The organism is Pseudoalteromonas sp. BZK2, assembly GCF_014349195.1.
GTDB classification, from domain to species: Bacteria; Pseudomonadota; Gammaproteobacteria; order Enterobacterales; family Alteromonadaceae; genus Pseudoalteromonas; species Pseudoalteromonas simplex.
In genome coordinates this window covers 123,259-140,796 of record NZ_JACSOG010000002.1, presented here as the reverse complement: position 1 = coordinate 140,796, position 17,538 = coordinate 123,259, and the positions used below count along the sequence as shown (strand labels likewise).

The following is a 17,538-nucleotide window of genomic DNA, read 5'->3' as shown; positions in this document are numbered from 1 at the left end:
GAGATACTAAGTCAAAATAATAAAAGGAATTTAATAATGGATAAAGGAAATACTCCAAAGATCACTACAGCATTTAAAACCGTTGATAATAAAGAACTAAAAAGTACTGGTTTTTGGCTAAACCAATTATTCCTCGTTTTTTCAACTATTTTCGGGGTTTATCTTGCAGCCCAAAGTGGTTTAGAGCAAGCTTTAAAATTCGACTCATTCAGTAAAATGGAAGATAATTATTATCTTAGAACTTCTCTATATGATGAAGTTAAAGATAATGCTGAACATCTCAAAAAATTTGCTAATTTACTTGCAAAAAGCCCACCTAAGTCTGAACTTGAATATAACAAGCCAACCATCGAAAAGTATATTTGGCAGACCATGCAGTATTCACCCACAACCTTAGAAACGCCCAGTGAGTTCTTAACTGAAATTCGTCGTTTTTACAGCAAAAGTCAATTTATTATTGATGCAGCAATCAGTAGAAAAATGTCGGCTAAACATGCTTCAGAGCAGTTAAGTGAAGCAGTTGATATCATAAATAACAAGACGTTACCAAACTTAAAAAGCAGTGCATTAAAGCTACAAAGTGAGCTGAGTAAGAATGGAATACTAATAAGCTCATTAAAAGAAAACGAAAAATAATAAGAAATGGGCATGCTAACCAGCATGCCCAATATGTTATTAATCTAAGCCATTTAGGCCGTCTTTTGCGGCGCGATAAAGAGCACCAAGAGTCGAGTCAAAAGCCCACTTAATAACACTGTATGTTAGTTCTACGGCTTTGCTAACAACTTTGCCAGCAAACACCAACATATGACCAATAAGACCCAGTGTTTGTGCAGCAAATGAGGCTGATGCTTTCGCAATTTTATCTAAAGTTCGAGCAAGCATGTCGTAAAATGTCAGGCCTGTTCCAATCGCTGCTTGTGCTGCAACAGCACTGTAATAACCAGCGTCTTTTAATAAGGTAACAAGCGCCGCACCTAATTTATCTGCCCAATGTGAATTAAATGATGCTTGATTACGATCTTCAAAATTTAAACGCACAGGTGTATTTAGATAATGATTCGCACGGATTGTCAGGTTGCCCCAATCATTACTATTTGCGGTATTGATGTAGCCAGGTGTCCCACTGAGTTTGTGGGCAGCACCTTTTAAACCTTGACCGCTGTCTAAACGAATTTCTTGGCCCTGATAAGGAGCATGAGAAAATGGCCATAACGGCACTTTAGTGACAGGATCGGCACCATGAGTACAACGATAAATCTTATCGATTCTGCCTGTTGCGGCTCTTGAGAAGTTATCTAGACCAACACGAGGAGAGCCAAATGTATACAGTTTTACAGGTAACGAATATTCAGCTTTGATCCAATCTGCCGCTAACGTTGCAAGTGCACCACCCAAGCTATGGCCAACTAAATGTACGCATCCTGTTACTTTGTCACGTATATTTGCTGTTACAAACTCTTGCAGGCCCGGCTTCATGGTGTAAAACGTTTTATTAAACCCCGCATGAACCATACTACCGTTTGAACCACCACTTAAACCGAAGTTTGCATCTGTTAAACCATCTCTTAAAGAGGCTGTGCCACGAATGGTGATAACAGAATCACCTTGAAACTCATTTTTTCCGTGTGCAACTAAACCAAAACCTGTACTTAAACCAAATAAATGAGAGAAAAAACCACCCGACACACCTTGTACAGCACTTGGGTTAATTGAGAAATTAAAGCTATTTCGCAAAGAAGCGTGCAATGAGTGATTAAGTAAATTAGTTGTTTTAATACTTTTTGCTTTATAAGCAAGCTCAGCGAGTTGCACCGCTTGAGTAGGCGTCAAGGTATTCATATAAGTTCCCTTTGTATGAGATGTTTTAGGTTAAAGTTTACATGATGTATAAATCGCAAAAGTATGGCTTGTATCTTCTTCGATAGGAATATCGTATGTTTCTGGCTCTTTAGAAATATCGCATTCTAAATCAGCAAGTAATCGTTTGAGGGTTTGACTATTTTCATGCAGTGACACAAGTGTATACCACAATACTATTCCCTCTGGCGTGCCATTTTCTAAATAAATGTGCTGTACCAATGAGTCATTATCGAACATGTTAGCTGGTTTACTGGTTTTAATTGTTTTTTCTGAAAACGTAAAATAGCCCTGTTCATCAGTTACTGTTTCGTCGATATATTCATCACCGTAAGTAAGCGAACGCATCACTTTGGTATTTGCAACAGGCTTCCCATCATCAAATAGCTGCCCTTTAACAGGGGCAGACAAAATAAAATCACTTTTATTAAAAAAACCAAACATATTCGCAAATACCTGTGTCGTAGTGAATAAAACAAATAATGTAGCAATTAATATAGCTAACTGCCTAACCCTTGATGAGAACACACCAAGCCTCCTTGCAATGCAATTTATGGCAACAAAAACCTTATTATGCTGATTTATACATTATTAATTTACGCAGAATAAAAACAACAAAACAGGTACAAATAATAACTAAAAAACAACCTCCCTTGCAAGGTCAAAAATCAAACTTCAGAAGTAAAAAATATTACATGTATAATTTTTACGATAATAGCCACCCCAACTCCCATTGATAATATATATGCATATAAAAAAGCAATCGCTCCGCCAGAGGGGTCATTTATTTTATTAATTTCCATATACATAGAGCAAAAAATAAAAAATATGACGATATTTATAAACAAGCCAAGAATAAAACTGCCATCAACGAGTGGTGATATACCGATTAACGCTGCCGCAAGTATCAAAAAAGTACCAGATAATGCTGGCTTTAATTGAAAGCGAAACTCGAGTACTTTAAGTAAAAATGTAAAAACCATTAAACCTAAATAGTAAAATGAAGGCCAAAATAGCTGATAAAATGGCTCAACTTGCTGATCAGCATCAGCAATTGTTGGCTGAACTTCTGGTGAGCCTGTAAATAATGAAATTAACCAATATATAACGCCAAAAATAAGCAGCCACGACGTCAAAAAACGCAAAGTTAAGATGATATCCAATGGCCTTTTGCCCTTTGATTCTAAAGTTTTAGCAAGTGTTAAACCTAATAGTGTGATGCCAGTTAACATACCAACTGCGAACCAAAACTGCTCCATGTAAAAATAAGCAACACTAGGCGTGATACCCAAAAGACCAAAGTTAAATAGCATGACAGTCGAATCTTGCGAGTCTTCATTAAGATCAACTTCTTTTGCAAATAACGCAAAGTAAACAAACAATGGCTGCAATAGCAGCATTAAAATGCACGCATTCATTAATGACATAAACCATCCTTGTACTTTGTTTACCTAAACTAAGATTTTGTAAATTACTGATTAATTCGTTGAAAATAAGGCTTAAGCTTTAAAAGCCCTGACTCAAGTTCAAACTTTTGAATATTTGGATTGGTAGATTTAAGTCCATTGACAAAATGGCTGTGGATCATCGTTGCCATCCCCTCAAAGCCCGCTGGCGCACTAGCTAGCAAGTCTTTTAATAAGGGTTGAATAAGAACCTGATGTTCTTCGATTAAGTCCGGTTTGTTATAAACATCGTTGACTAGTTGGGTGAGTGTTTGTTGATGTTGTTGTTCCATACTGTTCCTATAGCGCATTTAATAGCGTTTATAGCTCCTTGCTGTGAGATTAAACTTCTTGATTTAAAATAGGTGAATAAAGCCCATGAGTTTAAAATTAGCGTATATGGGCTTCATACAGTATGACCTTGTTTAACTAATTCCAATATAAGGCGATACTTTTACTGCTGCTATTACTAACTGATTGAGTTTCTCTAGCATCCAATAAAGTATTTTCTTCACTTTGGAATAGGTAATATCAACCAAAGTAACGCCAGACTTACCAACAAAGTTAAGTATATGGCCTAGCACCCCTTTACAATCTTCTGCATATTTCGAGGACATTTTTGATATTTCAACCAAGCTACGCGCTAAAGCATCATATATAGTCAAAGTACAAGCAACGACACCTTGCGCTAATATGCTTGTTATTTTGCCACTCTCTCGTAAGAGCGTTAATAGTGCGCTCGTGATTTTATCTGCCCAGTGAGCATTAAATGATGCATGATGGCGATTAACATACTTTAAACGTGTCATCGTCAAATTAGATAATGAGCCTCTTTCCATACTTTTATAGTCTGGGTAACGAGATGCGGTATTAATATAACCTGTTGCATTCCCTGCCATTTTGTGAGCAGCCCCCGTTAAAGAAACACAAGTACTAAGCCTATACTCGCTCCCAGCATGTACAAATGGCCAAACAGGTACCATAGGGACAGGATCACTCCTGTGTACTGCACGGTAAATACCATTTAAATTTGTTTCAGTTTGAATTGCAAATGGGTTGCAGCCGACTCTTGGAGCACCGAATGTGTATAACTTTACCGGCACCTTAAATTGCGCCTTAATCCAATTAGCAGCCAATGTTGCAATTGCTCCGCCTAAACTATGACCGACACAATGAACTGGTCTGCTACCTAATTTACTGAGTATTTTTGATAATTGTGGTTTAATAGATTCAAAAGTACGATTAAAACCTGCATGTACGGCTTTATAGTTTGGCCCCACCGTCATTCCACAATGTAAATCTGTTAGTGTGTCAGCAATGCCTGCAGTACCACGGAAAGTGATGACAATTTCTTTTTCATAAATACCACCGTTTCTTCCTTCACCAATATACCCAAAGCCACTACTATGATTTAAAACATGCTCCAAACAGGTTCCTGTAACCCCTTTTAGTGATGACTTACTGTTAAAAAGAAACTGCTTTGCCAGAACTATAGGTACATCTAACTTACCTGTAAGACTTTCATAAGCAAATTCGGCAAGGTTAACTGCCAATGTTGGGCTCAACGTTTTCATATTCATCCTTAATTAGAAAAGTTAACTACTAAAAAATTGTGTTCCATCATCCTCAAGTTCAAAAACTTCAAAATCATTTTCCCACCTGCAAATACTTAACCCATCGAATTCCAAACTCGGGTTTTTCTTATTGGGAAAAGTGAATCGCACTTCTTGTGAACTTAAATCACCATTCAGAGTAAGTAATTTTTCTTCTATCTCTTTGAATGGTTCAATACCTAGTTGTTTTGTGTTCCATAAAACATACGTTTCTTCATTACTTAAAATTGTAATGCGTTGTAATACAACATCGTGAACAAACATATCACCAGGCTTTTTTGACGTTATTAAAATTTCAGGCATTGAGAAATAGCCATTAGCATCTGTTACGGTTTCATCAATTTCAACAACTGAGTGAGCATAAGTTAACTCACGACGTATCCTTGCTCCATTTACCGGCTCTCCATTATTCAAAATACAACCCTTGACCTCAGAGCACATATGAACATCGTATTTTTTTATTAAGCCAAACATATGCTTAAACCTCCCTTTAATTCACGACTAAAAATTGTATAGCCGTAATTTCGAATCTAATTTCTATTTCTAGATACTGCTTTTTCAATGACTTCTAAAGTGGAAATATCGACCACCTATCATTTTCTAGAGCAAGTTACTTTCAGAGTTCTCGCCTAATGTATCTCCATAACCCATAACGGAAATACCTTATTTCTTAAAATCATCTACAGAAGGTAACTGACTAGAACTCAAATCATCACAAAGCCAATACTCTTTCTTACCGCCTTGGACTAACGTGACCGATTTTTCTTTTATATTCATACCTAGTTCTTCACTGTGATAATCACTCAGTGTTAATTTATTTTCACCGACTTTAAACTCCATACTATGTTCTGTAACCAACGGGCGGTGATAGCTAAATTTACCGATAGCAATTACTTTTTCAGGCATTGAGTGCTTAAATTGCAAATGACTAAATTGCTCTAGTTCAAAAAGGCCTTTATGCTCCTTAACTACCACACTGATCTTGGTTGGCGTATCTGAATGGCACTTAAAAATAACAACAAAGTCACTTGGATTCGCTTGGCACGCATTAATACACAATAGCGGCAAAGTGAGCAAAACAGAAAAAAGCTTATTTTTTATCATATTTGTCAAAGGCCTTTTTTAATTTAATATCATAATTATTTTGGGCGTACTGTGAGCCATTGTAACCTTGGGCAAATGCAGCCCAATTCAATGTTCTGAGATACTCTTCTAAACCTTTACTTTTAACAAAGTTCACAAATGCATCCAACTGCTTCCTTTGCGAAGTAAACATTGTTTTAACAAAAGCCTCTACACTCGCAAATCCTGCAGCTCTAAAATTAAAACCCATAATCTGAAAACGCCCCCATGAAGTTGATTTTAAAGCTTCTGTTGCATCCAACTCCATAGCCTTTTCGAGCCTTTTATATTCTAGAGCACCTCCAACATATAAGCTTCGATTCCAACTCCTACTAGAAACAGACGGGTGACTCGAATCATACTGATGGTTTGTGAATCGCGAGAAAATATGCGCTTCATATAAAATCTTTGGTTTTCCGTTAGGTAAAAAGGCATCACCAGAAGATTCAACCTCAGCTACAGCTTTAATCGCAGCAACTTTACAATTCAATGCCTTAGCAACACTCAAAAAGTCAGATTCAGTTAACTCTTGAACATTCGATGATGCCAATGGTAATTTAAAACGTAATTGATGGCTTTTAATTATTAGTTTCTCGTTAATCTTTTTGTGAGTTCGGCCATTTGGGTCTATTTTCCCATCTGGCCGCACCATACCTACAACTTTGCTTTGAAACTGTTTAATTGCAGCAACTGTTTTAGAGTTTTCTGGGCGGGAACCTAAACGCCCGTCCACGACCAATGCGTTTATAGAAGGGAGCAATTTAAGTAATTTATTTAATGCTGTTTGAATTGCTTTTACATCAGCTGGATTATTAACACCACACAGACCAACTGACTGAGTTATTCTTATTGCTGACATATGAAAGTCCTTTTCATGTATTTATTTTCAAAGCCATTTCATATTAACGTTCAACAAAATGGCTTATTTAGTACCCGATGGATACCCAATTTAATATTGCTTAGTTGAAATGATTAACCGCTACAGCGTTACTTCTTATGTAGTTCATTAGACATAGCGACAATATCAGCCATTATGCGTTTTTCGCCCAATTCAGCTAGAAAATTCAAATGCTCAATCGCTTTTACTTTCTGCAAATTTTCAAGCTTATTTACACCACCAAGAGCCAACGCAGGAACGAACGCATACATTTCATCGGCTTCTAATGGGCCTAGGTTTTTTAGTGCATGCTCAAACAAAGGTTTTTCGTTAATGTCTTTTTGATCAAATGACTCTTTTCTTCGAACTGCAAAAAATAAGTCAATTGAACGTTCCTCTCCTCGCTCCTTTAATTTTTCAGAGTAATCTGTTGGAAAAATCATTCCAAAGTTTGAATTAACATCTATACTCTGACCTGATGTTTTCCCCCAAATAAGTAAATTTCCAAAAGCACCGCGACCAATTACATAATATTTATCAACTCCATTGTTTTCGCGTTCAGCGAATTCGGTGCCCTCAAGCCATGTTTGTAAAATATCATGGTAATCTTGTGGGTTTACTAACCAAAAAATGCCATCACCCCATCCACAAAATCCATACTTTTGCCAGTATTCAAGCAAACGGTCTGGAAGTTTGCCTTTAAAAAATTCAAGCGTCTCTTGTGTTGGCATTGTCGCTTTTATCGCGGGACCAAATCCCGCATAATTGTAAAAGTTATCAAAAAACTTATTCGTCATTTAACCGTTCTATTTCATCTGCCAATTCTTGATCCCATGAAAAATCAATATTGAATTCACCAGTTGGTTTCAGATGAAATACAGCACGATTCCACATGTTCGAATCATTTTCAGTTGTAATTTCATGGAGCTGCTGAAAATCATTTACAATTTTTCTATCAAAATTTCTAAACTTAAATGAAGTAAAATCTGTATTTTTTTGATGAAAGCCGCCTTTCATCTTAAGTGCATCGTCTCCATAATACTCTACTTCAATTACAGCTTTTGACCATTCTTGCCTGCCTATATTTACTAACATATTTTGTGCGACACTGTTATATATATCATCAACGTTCATTTAATTTAGCCTCCAGGTTTATTCTTTAAATTCACAAACTCTTCAACACCGTCAATCTCATAAAATATATCAAAGGATGACGGGCGTTTACTATCATTCTCATAAATAGCTCGAATCTCCACTTCAACACTCTTAGGTGGCTCTTCTTGTAAAGCCTTTGCCCATTTATTCTCCATGCTCTTCCAAGCACCTTTATTGAGATTGCCATCCATAGCAGCATAATTGATTTGCTCACCCGGACCATTAAAAATTGAAGCGATTAAATGTCCCCCTTCATCGTCGTCCAGTCCATCTTTAATACCATCAACTTTACCTGCTTTGGTTTGTTGATATTTATTTCGATCGGCTTTTGACAAGTCCAGTTTACCACTAACAGAATTTACACGTCCAAGTTCATCGGTACCGTATGTATAGTTACCAACTTCATACTTGCTATTAGGCTGTAATTTGCCATTAAGAGCTTTATTCCAACCACCTTTTTTACCTGGGTCTAATTTTATTACATCGTCTAACTTTTTAACCGCAGGCTCGAGTGCTTTATCTGCCACTTTACCTGGTATAAGTGCAATACCCGCAGTCGCAACCCCAGCAGCTGTTACGCCTGTATCTACCATTTGGCTTATTGCCTCGGCAGCATCTGCAAGCCCTTCAACGAACCATTCAACTGGTGTAATAGCAACAGGGGTTATTGCATCAGCCATAGGATCGTTATGATCATACGCAGGCACTTCAATTGCTTTAGTTTCTTTACAACTAAGTCCTAACGGATCCACCCAATTCACTGGATTCGGCGCATATTGGTAATGGTTTATGCCGCCTACTAAGCCAATGGGGTCTTGGTTTATAAAGCGTTGTTGTTTGGGGCTGTAATAGCGGTAGCGGTTGTAGTGTAGGCCGCTTTCTTCATCAAAATATTGCCCTTGAAAACGTATTGGCTGAGTGAAGCTGTTTTCTTTATTAAAGCCAGCATGGGTTTCTGGTTCTTCATAGCCGTACACATCAGCATGGTTTTGCCATACAACTTCTGCATTATTGTTGGTAACAAAACGTGGGGTGTTTAGTTGGTCTAGGTGGTAATAATACAGCTCACCTTGCTTAATCAGTACGACCGGGTGAAATTGATTGGGTAAGTTGATGTACCAGGTATACTCGCCGTGCTGGTATTCACCTATTAGTTGGTCGTTATCCCAAATATAATCAATCTTGCCATGCTCAGTCTGCTTAGCGATACGACGACCTAGTGGGTCATAGTCGTAATGTGTTAGCGTGCCATTGTTGTTAAAGCTGCTTAATTGGTTGAATGCATTGTATTCACGGTGCGTTTTTATGCCTTTGCCCGTTTCGCGTACTTGGTTACCACAGTCATCGTATTCAAAATCGCTATCGCCAAAATGCGTTAACCTGTCGGCATCGACTTGGCTATGTGTAACAGCATCATTAGCTTCTTGTTTATTGACTGCTTCATCATGCTGCACTTGAGTTTGGCTAATCGGGTTGCCAAAACTGTCCCACTGAAATTGTTTGGCGGTTTCTGGTGCTTGTGTATCCGACTTTGCATCAGCTAGATTTTGCTGAATTAATTGGCCAAGGCTATTGTATTCAAACTGTGTATTTTGGCAGCTAATGCCTTGTTCTTCACGCGTAATGAGTTGATTAACCGCATCATATTGATAATTACAGCTATCAAATAGTGTGTGCTCTGGATGCGATAGTTGCTGCTGCGTTAAACGCCCAAAAACATCAAACGCCTGATTAAGGGTAACCTTATTACCGAAACGTTGGGTTTTGATATTATTTTGGCTGTCGTAGCCAAGCTCGACGAGTTTTGCTAACTCACCATCCGCTCGCTTTACCTGTATAGCACTTAACTGACCAAAGCTATTGTAGTTGTAATAAAGGATTGTTGAGTCTGGCAAGGTAAGAGACTGTCGTCTGCCATAGTCATCGTAGCTATATGCGAGTTTATGGGTTTGAGACTGGTTGTGAGTTTGCTCAACATTGAGTAGTCGTCCGCCTTTATCAAACGACTGTTTAATCGTTGATTGCTCATTGTGAGCACGTGCTATTTTGCCCTCTGTCGTATAACTGTAGTGGTTAGCGTTATTAACTATGTGTTTATTGGTGGCCAGACTTGCGTGCTGCGAAATAACGCGGCCCAGCTTATCACGCTTAATATTTACATGGCGTTTGTCGCTTTGCGTGACAGCCACTAAGCGATTACATGCGTCGTACTTAAATTGCTGCTCAGTACCATCAAAACCCGTGATTTGTATTGGGTTTTCGTTTGCATCGTAATTAATGCGATAAATATGGCCGTCACTACGCTCGATTGCGGTTAAATTTCGCTCTTTATCATACGTTAAATGCAGTGCACTGCCATCTGGCTGGATCACGCAGTGAGGTTGGCTTAGTCCCTCAAAGTGCTGCTCTGTGGTATCACCATTACCGTTTTGCGAACGAACTAATCGACCAGCATCATCATAAGTAAAAAGCTGTTGTTGCTTGTTATCAGGGTTACTTTGCTCAAACGCGGTTGTTTCAACTAGTTGCCCTTGTTCATTATATTTAAATTGAGTAAGCAGACCGGCTTGGTTAATGGTTGCGTTTATACGACCGAGGTTATCGTAGCTATAACGAATGAGCTCATCATTGTGCTGCTTTGCAAGTAGCTCACCTTGTTCATTCCACGTGTATTTTAATACATGACCGTTTGGTGTGACATGCTGGGTCAAATTACCTTGTTTGTCGTAACTGTAAAGTGCTATTCGTCCATCTGCTTGGGTTTCACTTTGTAGTAACCCTGAGGCACTGTATTGGCGTTTAATCTTCTCGCCATTTGGCAAAATAACAACGACTTGTTGACCAAGTTGGTTATAGCCAAATTGAGTGCGGTTACCATCAGCTTGGGTTACTGATTCAAGTTGGCCGTATTCAGTATAGGTATAAAGCGTTTGATGACCTAAGGCGTCTGTTTGCGCTACTTTTTGCCCTAGCGAATTGTAATCATAGCGCGTGATATTACCGTTGGCATCAGTGTGCTCAATCAGCTTACCTTGCTCATTGTGCACAAAGTGTTCTTGATTGCCGCGTGAATCTATACTGGTTGTTTTATTTCCTTGGTACTCGAACCGATAACAATAGGTGTTGTCATCCCCCCACTGTTTAATACATTTGGCATCATAACCATACGAGTCCCACTCAAAGTGATGACTAAAACCGCTTGCTCTAGTTCGCTTTAATAGTAAATTTGCAGCGTTATACTCATAACGCTCTTGTTCAGCAAATTGGTTTGTTGCCGCAACTAAGTTTGACTGTTCATCATACTCATAACTGGCTAACGGCTGATCTAAAAGAACTAATTTTCCTTGTTCATTAGTACGATAAGCGTGCACCGTTTTGAGCAAACCATGCTTATTATATTTCAGTACACAGCCGCGTACTTTGTTTACTTCAATACGTTGTAAACGCTCCATCGAATCATAATAAAAACGGGTGCTTTGACCTTTTTCATTGATGATTTTTTCGAGCAACCATGCTGATCCACCCGGCATAAACGTCAGGTGCTTATCATCTGGTGTTACTAATACTTGCTTGCCATTTTCTTTATAATGAAGCACCAAGTTACTACTTAACTGATAACTCGATTGCCCCGGCTTCACTTTTTCAAACTTATGAGTCGCACCATGTTCGTCATGATACTCAAGCCAGTAGGTGCCCTTTTTCTTTGGGCCCACTTTCGGCGGCGGGAGATAATGCTCGGTTAATTGCACTAAATAATCGTGACGCCAGCCATTACCCAGTATTGTTTTTTGATTACAGTGAGACGAACGATATAACCGACGCCACGTTAAAGGCCTATTTGCGGCTAATGAGAAGTCAGTTAAAGGAAGAATTTCTTCGCCTGTTAGCATCGAAACCGGGTCTGAACGGCATTCTTGTTCTGTTATAGGCGTTTCACTTGCGGTTGTGTTACTGGCACTGCCCTTATTGCTAGCAGGAGCTTGTGTTGCTTTTTTGGCATTACTTGGCACAGCCGAAGACGCTGAACTGCTACTTTGCGATGAGCGAGTATTATCACTGACTTGAATGGTGCTTTTTACTTGCTGCTGGTAGCACGTAATGGCACCTGAGGTTAAGGCTTTTATCAAAGCCGATGCAGTTTCGCGCGCTGTTGCTTGCCTTGGACAATTAATACCAGCAACATTTAATAATTGAATAAGATCTAATCGTTTAGCAGCATCGCCACTTAATACCGCACCAACCTCAGCTACAAATTTGTAGGCACTATCCGGCGTATTCGTTGCGACAGCAATAAAACCACTGGGGGCTGGCTGTTTAGCTAACACGAGGCAGATGGGATAACGTGTTCCCTGTAACACAACTGCTTTACTATCCATTAGTTGCACATTTCCTTACTTATCCATAAGTATGACGCGACGGCTTGGTACTTGTTGTACTCTTGCGAAATTATTAACGCCTGCCCAAAACGCTCAGCATAAAGGGCGCTATTTGTCAGGCTTGCGAGGTTTACAACCCCTTCTATTGCTCCCATTTTGCCTAATTTATAATTAGGAAGTTGGAACATCGTTTGTTCATTAATTTTTTTACTTAAAACAGGTAAATAACTTACCCAATCATCACTTTCTAGGCCATTTCCTGGGGCAAACACTAAATCTATTTTTTGTTCATTTAGCGATAAAATACGTTCAAGCTCTGCATGTATAGGCTGATGCTTTGCTATATCTACAGAAGAACACATGCTCGTAGATTGCAGCGCCCAGCCTACCTGAGTAAATTCAACACATGCCTTACAAGCCGCAATACCCAAATATTCAAAGCCGTTATGCTTTGAGGCTTTAAACACACCATCAATTGCTACCACATCAAAAGCACTAAAATTTTGCTCTTTAGCTAATGCGATCGCACTGTGCATAGCGTTTGCGCCTTCAAAAATCATCTGTTCGACAGCAATGCCATAACGCTGCTGAAGGCTGTTTATAAATAGTGTTTTGTGATCAGTTTGAAAAGGCAGTGCCGGTAATAACCAAATTAACGGTTGCTGCACGTCTGACTCTTTCAATACTGACTTTGCTTTTACAATACAATCATAAATAAAGGCATCAAATGAATGCCAGTTTTGCACTTGCTCATGACCCGAGCTCCCCTCTAGTACTAATACTTCTGGGGCTACTTCATAAGGTGTATCAAACTGCTGTATTGAAATTTTAAATGCACTCAATGCTAACTCGCTTGACTATTTCGACAGTCATATTTAAGCGCATTTAAAATTGTAATCACCTGCCAACTAAAAAAATCAACACCTTGCAGGCTTGCAACACTAACAGGTCTATTCATCGCAAAGCCATAAACCAGGGTTTGATCATTAAATTTGATCTTTTGCTCTGGCCAACTAAATGCAAATTGGCGCTGAAAATCAACAGCGGCTTGCTTACAATAGCCAGCCTGAATTTGAGTATCAAATGCAACTAATTCATCGAGCTGACTACCTAAGCAGCGTTTAATACCAGCAACAAGATTCTTGGCCGACCTCACTTCGGTCAACAGCGCAACAGCCATAGGGACATATTTTGTTGCCCCAGTTTGCAATAGCACCGCAATAGCTTGCTCTCGAGTAAACTGCTGGCTCACATAGTTGCAAACAAAATTCATCCTTTGTGAGTCTAACAATAATAGGTACACAGACATTAACGGTGAATTAATCATCGCAGCCTTTTCAAATGCGTTTACTGTTTCTTGCATTTCAGTCATATCTGGCAGCTGTTTTACAGCACGTTTTATCGCTTTATAAATAATCGCCTGTGTCTCTGATTTACCGTACACATTTGCCCAATTCAAAAGATCGCTATTGGCTGGCCCACTTATTGTTAAGCTTTTCTGCAAAAGCTTATGTTTTAAAAGCGTAAACTCATGTCGGTTTAATAACCCCAAAAACCTCTGCTTTTGAGAGTTAGACATTAATTGCAGCGCAACCAAGCATGCTTCTGCAACGTCATCTAATGACGTTTCTTGCTGTTTTAACGTCTCGAGCTCTTCAATAATGCACTGCACCATTTCAAACTGTACATTGCTAGCGCTCTGAGATGCTTGTACTTTTAAAATTAACTGCTGACGAACTTGAGCAATAAACCCAATGCTATAAAAAGCACTTTGCTGCATCATATTTAAATTTAAAAGAGCTGCTTTATGCTCATTTAGAATGAGTGATAACACCTTAGCCACCAATTAAAACTGTTGGGTTACCTAAAACAATTTTACCGCCATGAGAAGTACTGTCTCCCATTCTAGCCGCAGGTTTCCCATTTATTTTAACTGTGCCAGAACCGCTATTAATGCTATCTGGTGGGCCAACACATACAAGCATGTCGCCTTTTCTTGCGGCAGGCATATTACCAATCAACACATTGGCCGAACCCACTACAATTGGCCCTCCAACATGAGGTACTGTACCTGTTACTTTTGGGCAAACATGCATGTGCCCTAACGTTGAAGCGGGTTTTCCCATATTACCTTCCTTGTTATTAGCTATTCGTTTAAAGGAATAACTTGTAACTTATTTGTGCTCACGAGTTTTGCCAACTCTTGCGCTATTTCTGCATACGAGAGATCGTTTATTATTGAGCTTGTTTGTGTTGCGTATTGGTAAATATGCGACAACACATTACTACTATTGAGTACAGGGTGAAGGTTTATAAAAAATTGCTCAGCAAAATAACCATCTAGGCCCTTAAAATAATCTATTGGCAAGTTTAAAAACGGATCATCTGGGCGATTTACACAAAGACACACCAAATGAGGAAGCCCATAACGGCAATAAACGGTAAAGCCATTACTTGCTGCGCCATGCACGACACCTGGTTGAAACGTATTAAGTAATTCCATGCTAGTTCAACTTGATCATGCCAGCAGAAAGGGTAATTGCACTCCCATCAACCTTTACGTTACTGCCTTTAATATTAATATTTGTGCCTTCAATAGAAATATTCCCGCTACTGCTCATAGTAATTTTTGCCGATCCGGTCTTAATAACGATTTCTTTTCCTGCTTCGATATTGAGTGATTTACCCACTTTCAATGTGTCATTTTCACCGATATCGACGATGCGATTCACTTTTACTTTGGCATCATCATTGTTGCCCACTTCAAGGAATCGATCATTATCAATTTTTTCTTTTTGATCATTTTTTACATACAGCTGCTTATCTTTTTCAGCTTGCATGTATACAAGCTCACTGCCTTTTTTATCTTCAAAACGCAGTTCATTAAAATTATCGGCACCGCCCTCTTTTGTTGAGCGTGTTTTAATACCGCTTTGTGTTTTATCTGCAGGTAATGCATAAGGAGGCATTAAGTCAGCGTTGTATACTGCACCGCTAATGATTGGCTGATCAGGATCCCCATTAATAAAGTCGACTAATACCTCTTGCCCGACACGAGGAAAGAAAAATGCCCCCCATTTTTTACCGGCCCAGTTTTGCGCAACCCTGATCCAACATGAACTTTGCGAGTCTTTTTTACCTTCTCGATCCCAATCGAACTGCACTTTCACACGTCCGTATTGATCAACCATAATTTCATCTGCGCTGTCGCCCGTAACTATGGCTGTTTGCACACCATGAATAACAGGTTTGCGCATGCTGTGAGCTGCACGATATGGCACATCTTTTGGCACACATTCAAAGTGGTTGGTAAATACTTCTTGCGCGCCAGATTGCTGAATACCTGACTGATTTGGCACCGTTATAGACGTTAGTAACGAGGTGATGGCAAACGTTTTACCTTCTAGGCGCGGGTCTTCATGTTTTTTAAAGCTAAATAATTTACCTACCGAGAATGAACGGCAATCACTTCTACCGCTACTTAACTTCATATTACGCTGTAATGATTCAAGTTGAACGGCTGCCAAACCTGCAGCTCTTGGATGGGTTTCAGCTTCTGCGGTATATTCAAAAATTTCAGCGACTGACTGGGTTGGTAAATCAGCTTTTTTGTGATCGCCATCAGGGTATCGTGGTGGTTGCTTAAAATCATAGCCAATACGCTTGTAGCTGCCAGGCGCAATACTTAAACCACCTTGCCATTTATTTATGTGTGACTCACTGAGGTGACCAGAGGTAAACTCTACTTTTGCTTCAGCGCATTCTTCGTAAGCTGTTATATCATCAGCAAGTACTAACGTATGTGCACTGTTACTATGCTCGAAAAAATAAAAAATACCTTCTTGCTGAAGCAAGCGTTGAATAAAGTCAAAATCTGACTCTTGGTATTGAACACAATACTCGTACTTAGGGTACGTCTTAGTTGTATTATCTTTAAAAGCGACACTGTGTTGACCAAACAAATCGGCAAAAATGTCTTTTATAGTTTTCTTTTGAAAGATCCGACTGTTTTTTCGGTTTCGCATTGATGCTGCGAAAGGCACAATTGTAGCGTGGTAATCTATATAATTTTTTTGCTCATCAATATCAGCGGTGCGGCTACCATTAGATACTAATTGGCTAACTATGCCATGAAAATAACGCTCACCTGCGCTATCGGCATTCTTTACTTTAATAGAAACAGGTTTTCCCACCAGATCTTCATGCGCTATTTGTGTACCAATAGTGAACATATTCACTGACATCACAAACAAATCAGACATAGACTCTTGCACCACCAGCCGAGTTAAGTAAAGTGCATCTTTACCTGCTGGGGTGTTAATCTGAATTACATTATTATCTTGTGTCGCTTTTTGCATTCCATGCTTCCTATTTCCTAAAGATCAAAAAAGCTCTGAGTAAAACTCAGAGCTATTAGGTACTGCAAAAAATTACATTTGCTGACCTTTAACACCGCTGTAACCATAAACAAGTGGTGCAGTGATGTTATTTTTGTCGTCTGTAGGAGTAACAGTCATCATCATTTCTGTGTAGCTGATAGTGATTGTTTCAACTGGACGGTCGTTTTGAACTGATACAGAGTAGCTAGAGATCATTGCATCTGTAAGTTCGATTTTCATGATTTCTTCAACTTTATCACCTTGCTTAGTGATGTGGAAAACAGCCGGAAGGCCTTTACCAATTGTCGCTTCTTTGAAAAGGTCTGGAGACGCTTTATCTTGAAGTTTAGTGATAGTTACATCACCTAAGCGAGTTGAGCTAGATTCACGGTCCATTGCTGTACCAGTGTGTGCTGAAATTTCACGGCTTACGTTCCAATCTAATGATAAAACTGTGATTAAATCTTTAAAAGACTCAGCAGTAGTTTCGCCTTTAATTGAACCGTATTTTAAATATGTATTTGATTGCATTTGATAATGCTCCTTTTAATTTATAAATAACATCCATTACATTGGATCATTTACTTTTGGTTTCCCAAAATTCCTTTGAAATCATTATCTCTAACTGCGCAACGAAAAGGTCTTCAATATCCTTTCCCTAGACGAAGACAATGTCTCAATGTTCCATCAATTAATGAAGACGGACAAATT

18 protein-coding genes are annotated in these 17,538 nt (G+C 39.0%); 1 reads left to right on the top strand and 17 read right to left on the bottom strand.

The features are described from left to right. Nucleotides 1-36 precede the first annotated feature (36 nt). A complete protein-coding gene (locus BIZ38_RS01820; protein WP_222937989.1) occupies nt 37-636 on the top strand; it encodes a hypothetical protein in 600 nt (199 codons plus the stop codon). Nucleotides 637-675: 39 nt separating this feature from the next. Here BIZ38_RS01820 and BIZ38_RS01815 read toward each other — a convergent pair whose 3' ends face one another. The 17 genes from BIZ38_RS01815 to BIZ38_RS01735 all read right to left on the bottom strand — a co-directional run bounded on the left by BIZ38_RS01815 (nt 676) and on the right by BIZ38_RS01735 (nt 17,358). Continuing rightward, nucleotides 676-1,842 carry a lipase family protein gene (locus BIZ38_RS01815; RefSeq protein WP_138618920.1) on the bottom strand — a complete coding sequence of 389 codons (1,167 nt, stop codon included), beginning with the start codon at nt 1,840-1,842 and terminating at the stop codon, nt 676-678. Between the two features lie 30 nt (nt 1,843-1,872). Further along, on the bottom strand, nt 1,873-2,388 hold the full coding sequence (locus tag BIZ38_RS01810; protein ID WP_105181748.1) for a DUF6795 domain-containing protein: 516 nt from the start codon (nt 2,386-2,388) through the stop codon (nt 1,873-1,875). A 140-nt stretch (nt 2,389-2,528) separates the two neighbouring features. Further along, on the bottom strand, nt 2,529-3,287 hold the full coding sequence (locus BIZ38_RS01805; RefSeq protein ID WP_187489407.1) for a hypothetical protein: 759 nt from the start codon (nt 3,285-3,287) through the stop codon (nt 2,529-2,531). Nucleotides 3,288-3,331: 44 nt separating this feature from the next. Then, nucleotides 3,332-3,598, bottom strand: coding sequence for a hypothetical protein (locus BIZ38_RS01800; RefSeq protein WP_138618914.1), 267 nt, complete (start codon nt 3,596-3,598; stop codon nt 3,332-3,334). A gap of 132 nt (nt 3,599-3,730) precedes the next feature. Next, nucleotides 3,731-4,879, bottom strand: coding sequence for a lipase family protein (locus BIZ38_RS01795; protein WP_187489406.1), 1,149 nt, complete (start codon nt 4,877-4,879; stop codon nt 3,731-3,733). Nucleotides 4,880-4,900: 21 nt separating this feature from the next. Further along, nucleotides 4,901-5,392 carry a DUF6795 domain-containing protein gene (locus BIZ38_RS01790; RefSeq protein WP_187489405.1) on the bottom strand — a complete coding sequence of 164 codons (492 nt, stop codon included), beginning with the start codon at nt 5,390-5,392 and terminating at the stop codon, nt 4,901-4,903. Nucleotides 5,393-5,581: 189 nt separating this feature from the next. Next, entirely contained in the window at nt 5,582-6,022 is a 441-nt protein-coding gene (locus BIZ38_RS01785; RefSeq protein ID WP_187489404.1) for a hypothetical protein, read from the bottom strand. After that, nucleotides 6,009-6,899, bottom strand: a complete 891-nt coding sequence (locus BIZ38_RS01780; protein ID WP_187489403.1) for an N-acetylmuramidase domain-containing protein — start codon at nt 6,897-6,899, stop codon at nt 6,009-6,011. Before BIZ38_RS01780 ends, BIZ38_RS01785 begins: the two co-directional genes overlap by 14 nt. A 128-nt stretch (nt 6,900-7,027) precedes the next feature. After that, nucleotides 7,028-7,714: a GAD-like domain-containing protein gene (locus tag BIZ38_RS01775; RefSeq protein ID WP_187489402.1), complete on the bottom strand. Its 687-nt coding sequence runs from the start codon at nt 7,712-7,714 to the stop codon at nt 7,028-7,030. Continuing rightward, nucleotides 7,704-8,051, bottom strand: a complete 348-nt coding sequence (locus BIZ38_RS01770; protein ID WP_187489401.1) for an immunity protein YezG family protein — start codon at nt 8,049-8,051, stop codon at nt 7,704-7,706. The genes BIZ38_RS01775 and BIZ38_RS01770 overlap by 11 nt, the downstream gene beginning before the upstream one ends. Nucleotides 8,052-8,056: 5 nt before the next feature. Next, nucleotides 8,057-12,448, bottom strand: a complete 4,392-nt coding sequence (locus BIZ38_RS01765) for a DNA/RNA non-specific endonuclease (RefSeq protein ID WP_187489400.1) — start codon at nt 12,446-12,448, stop codon at nt 8,057-8,059. Next, on the bottom strand, nt 12,448-13,290 hold the full coding sequence (locus BIZ38_RS01760; protein WP_187489399.1) for a hypothetical protein: 843 nt from the start codon (nt 13,288-13,290) through the stop codon (nt 12,448-12,450). The genes BIZ38_RS01765 and BIZ38_RS01760 overlap by 1 nt, the downstream gene beginning before the upstream one ends. A 2-nt stretch (nt 13,291-13,292) precedes the next feature. Beyond that, complete coding sequence (locus BIZ38_RS01755) at nt 13,293-14,282, bottom strand: hypothetical protein (RefSeq protein WP_187489398.1); 990 nt, start codon at nt 14,280-14,282, stop codon at nt 13,293-13,295. A 1-nt stretch (nt 14,283) separates the two neighbouring features. Next, entirely contained in the window at nt 14,284-14,574 is a 291-nt protein-coding gene (locus BIZ38_RS01750) for a PAAR domain-containing protein (RefSeq protein WP_135926857.1), read from the bottom strand. A gap of 20 nt (nt 14,575-14,594) precedes the next feature. Continuing rightward, nucleotides 14,595-14,951: a hypothetical protein gene (locus BIZ38_RS01745; protein WP_138618898.1), complete on the bottom strand. Its 357-nt coding sequence runs from the start codon at nt 14,949-14,951 to the stop codon at nt 14,595-14,597. A gap of 1 nt (nt 14,952) precedes the next feature. Continuing rightward, entirely contained in the window at nt 14,953-16,806 is a 1,854-nt protein-coding gene (locus BIZ38_RS01740; protein WP_187489397.1) for a type VI secretion system Vgr family protein, read from the bottom strand. Nucleotides 16,807-16,878: 72 nt separating this feature from the next. After that, on the bottom strand, nt 16,879-17,358 hold the full coding sequence (locus tag BIZ38_RS01735; RefSeq protein WP_105181734.1) for an Hcp family type VI secretion system effector: 480 nt from the start codon (nt 17,356-17,358) through the stop codon (nt 16,879-16,881). Nucleotides 17,359-17,538 lie beyond the last annotated feature (180 nt).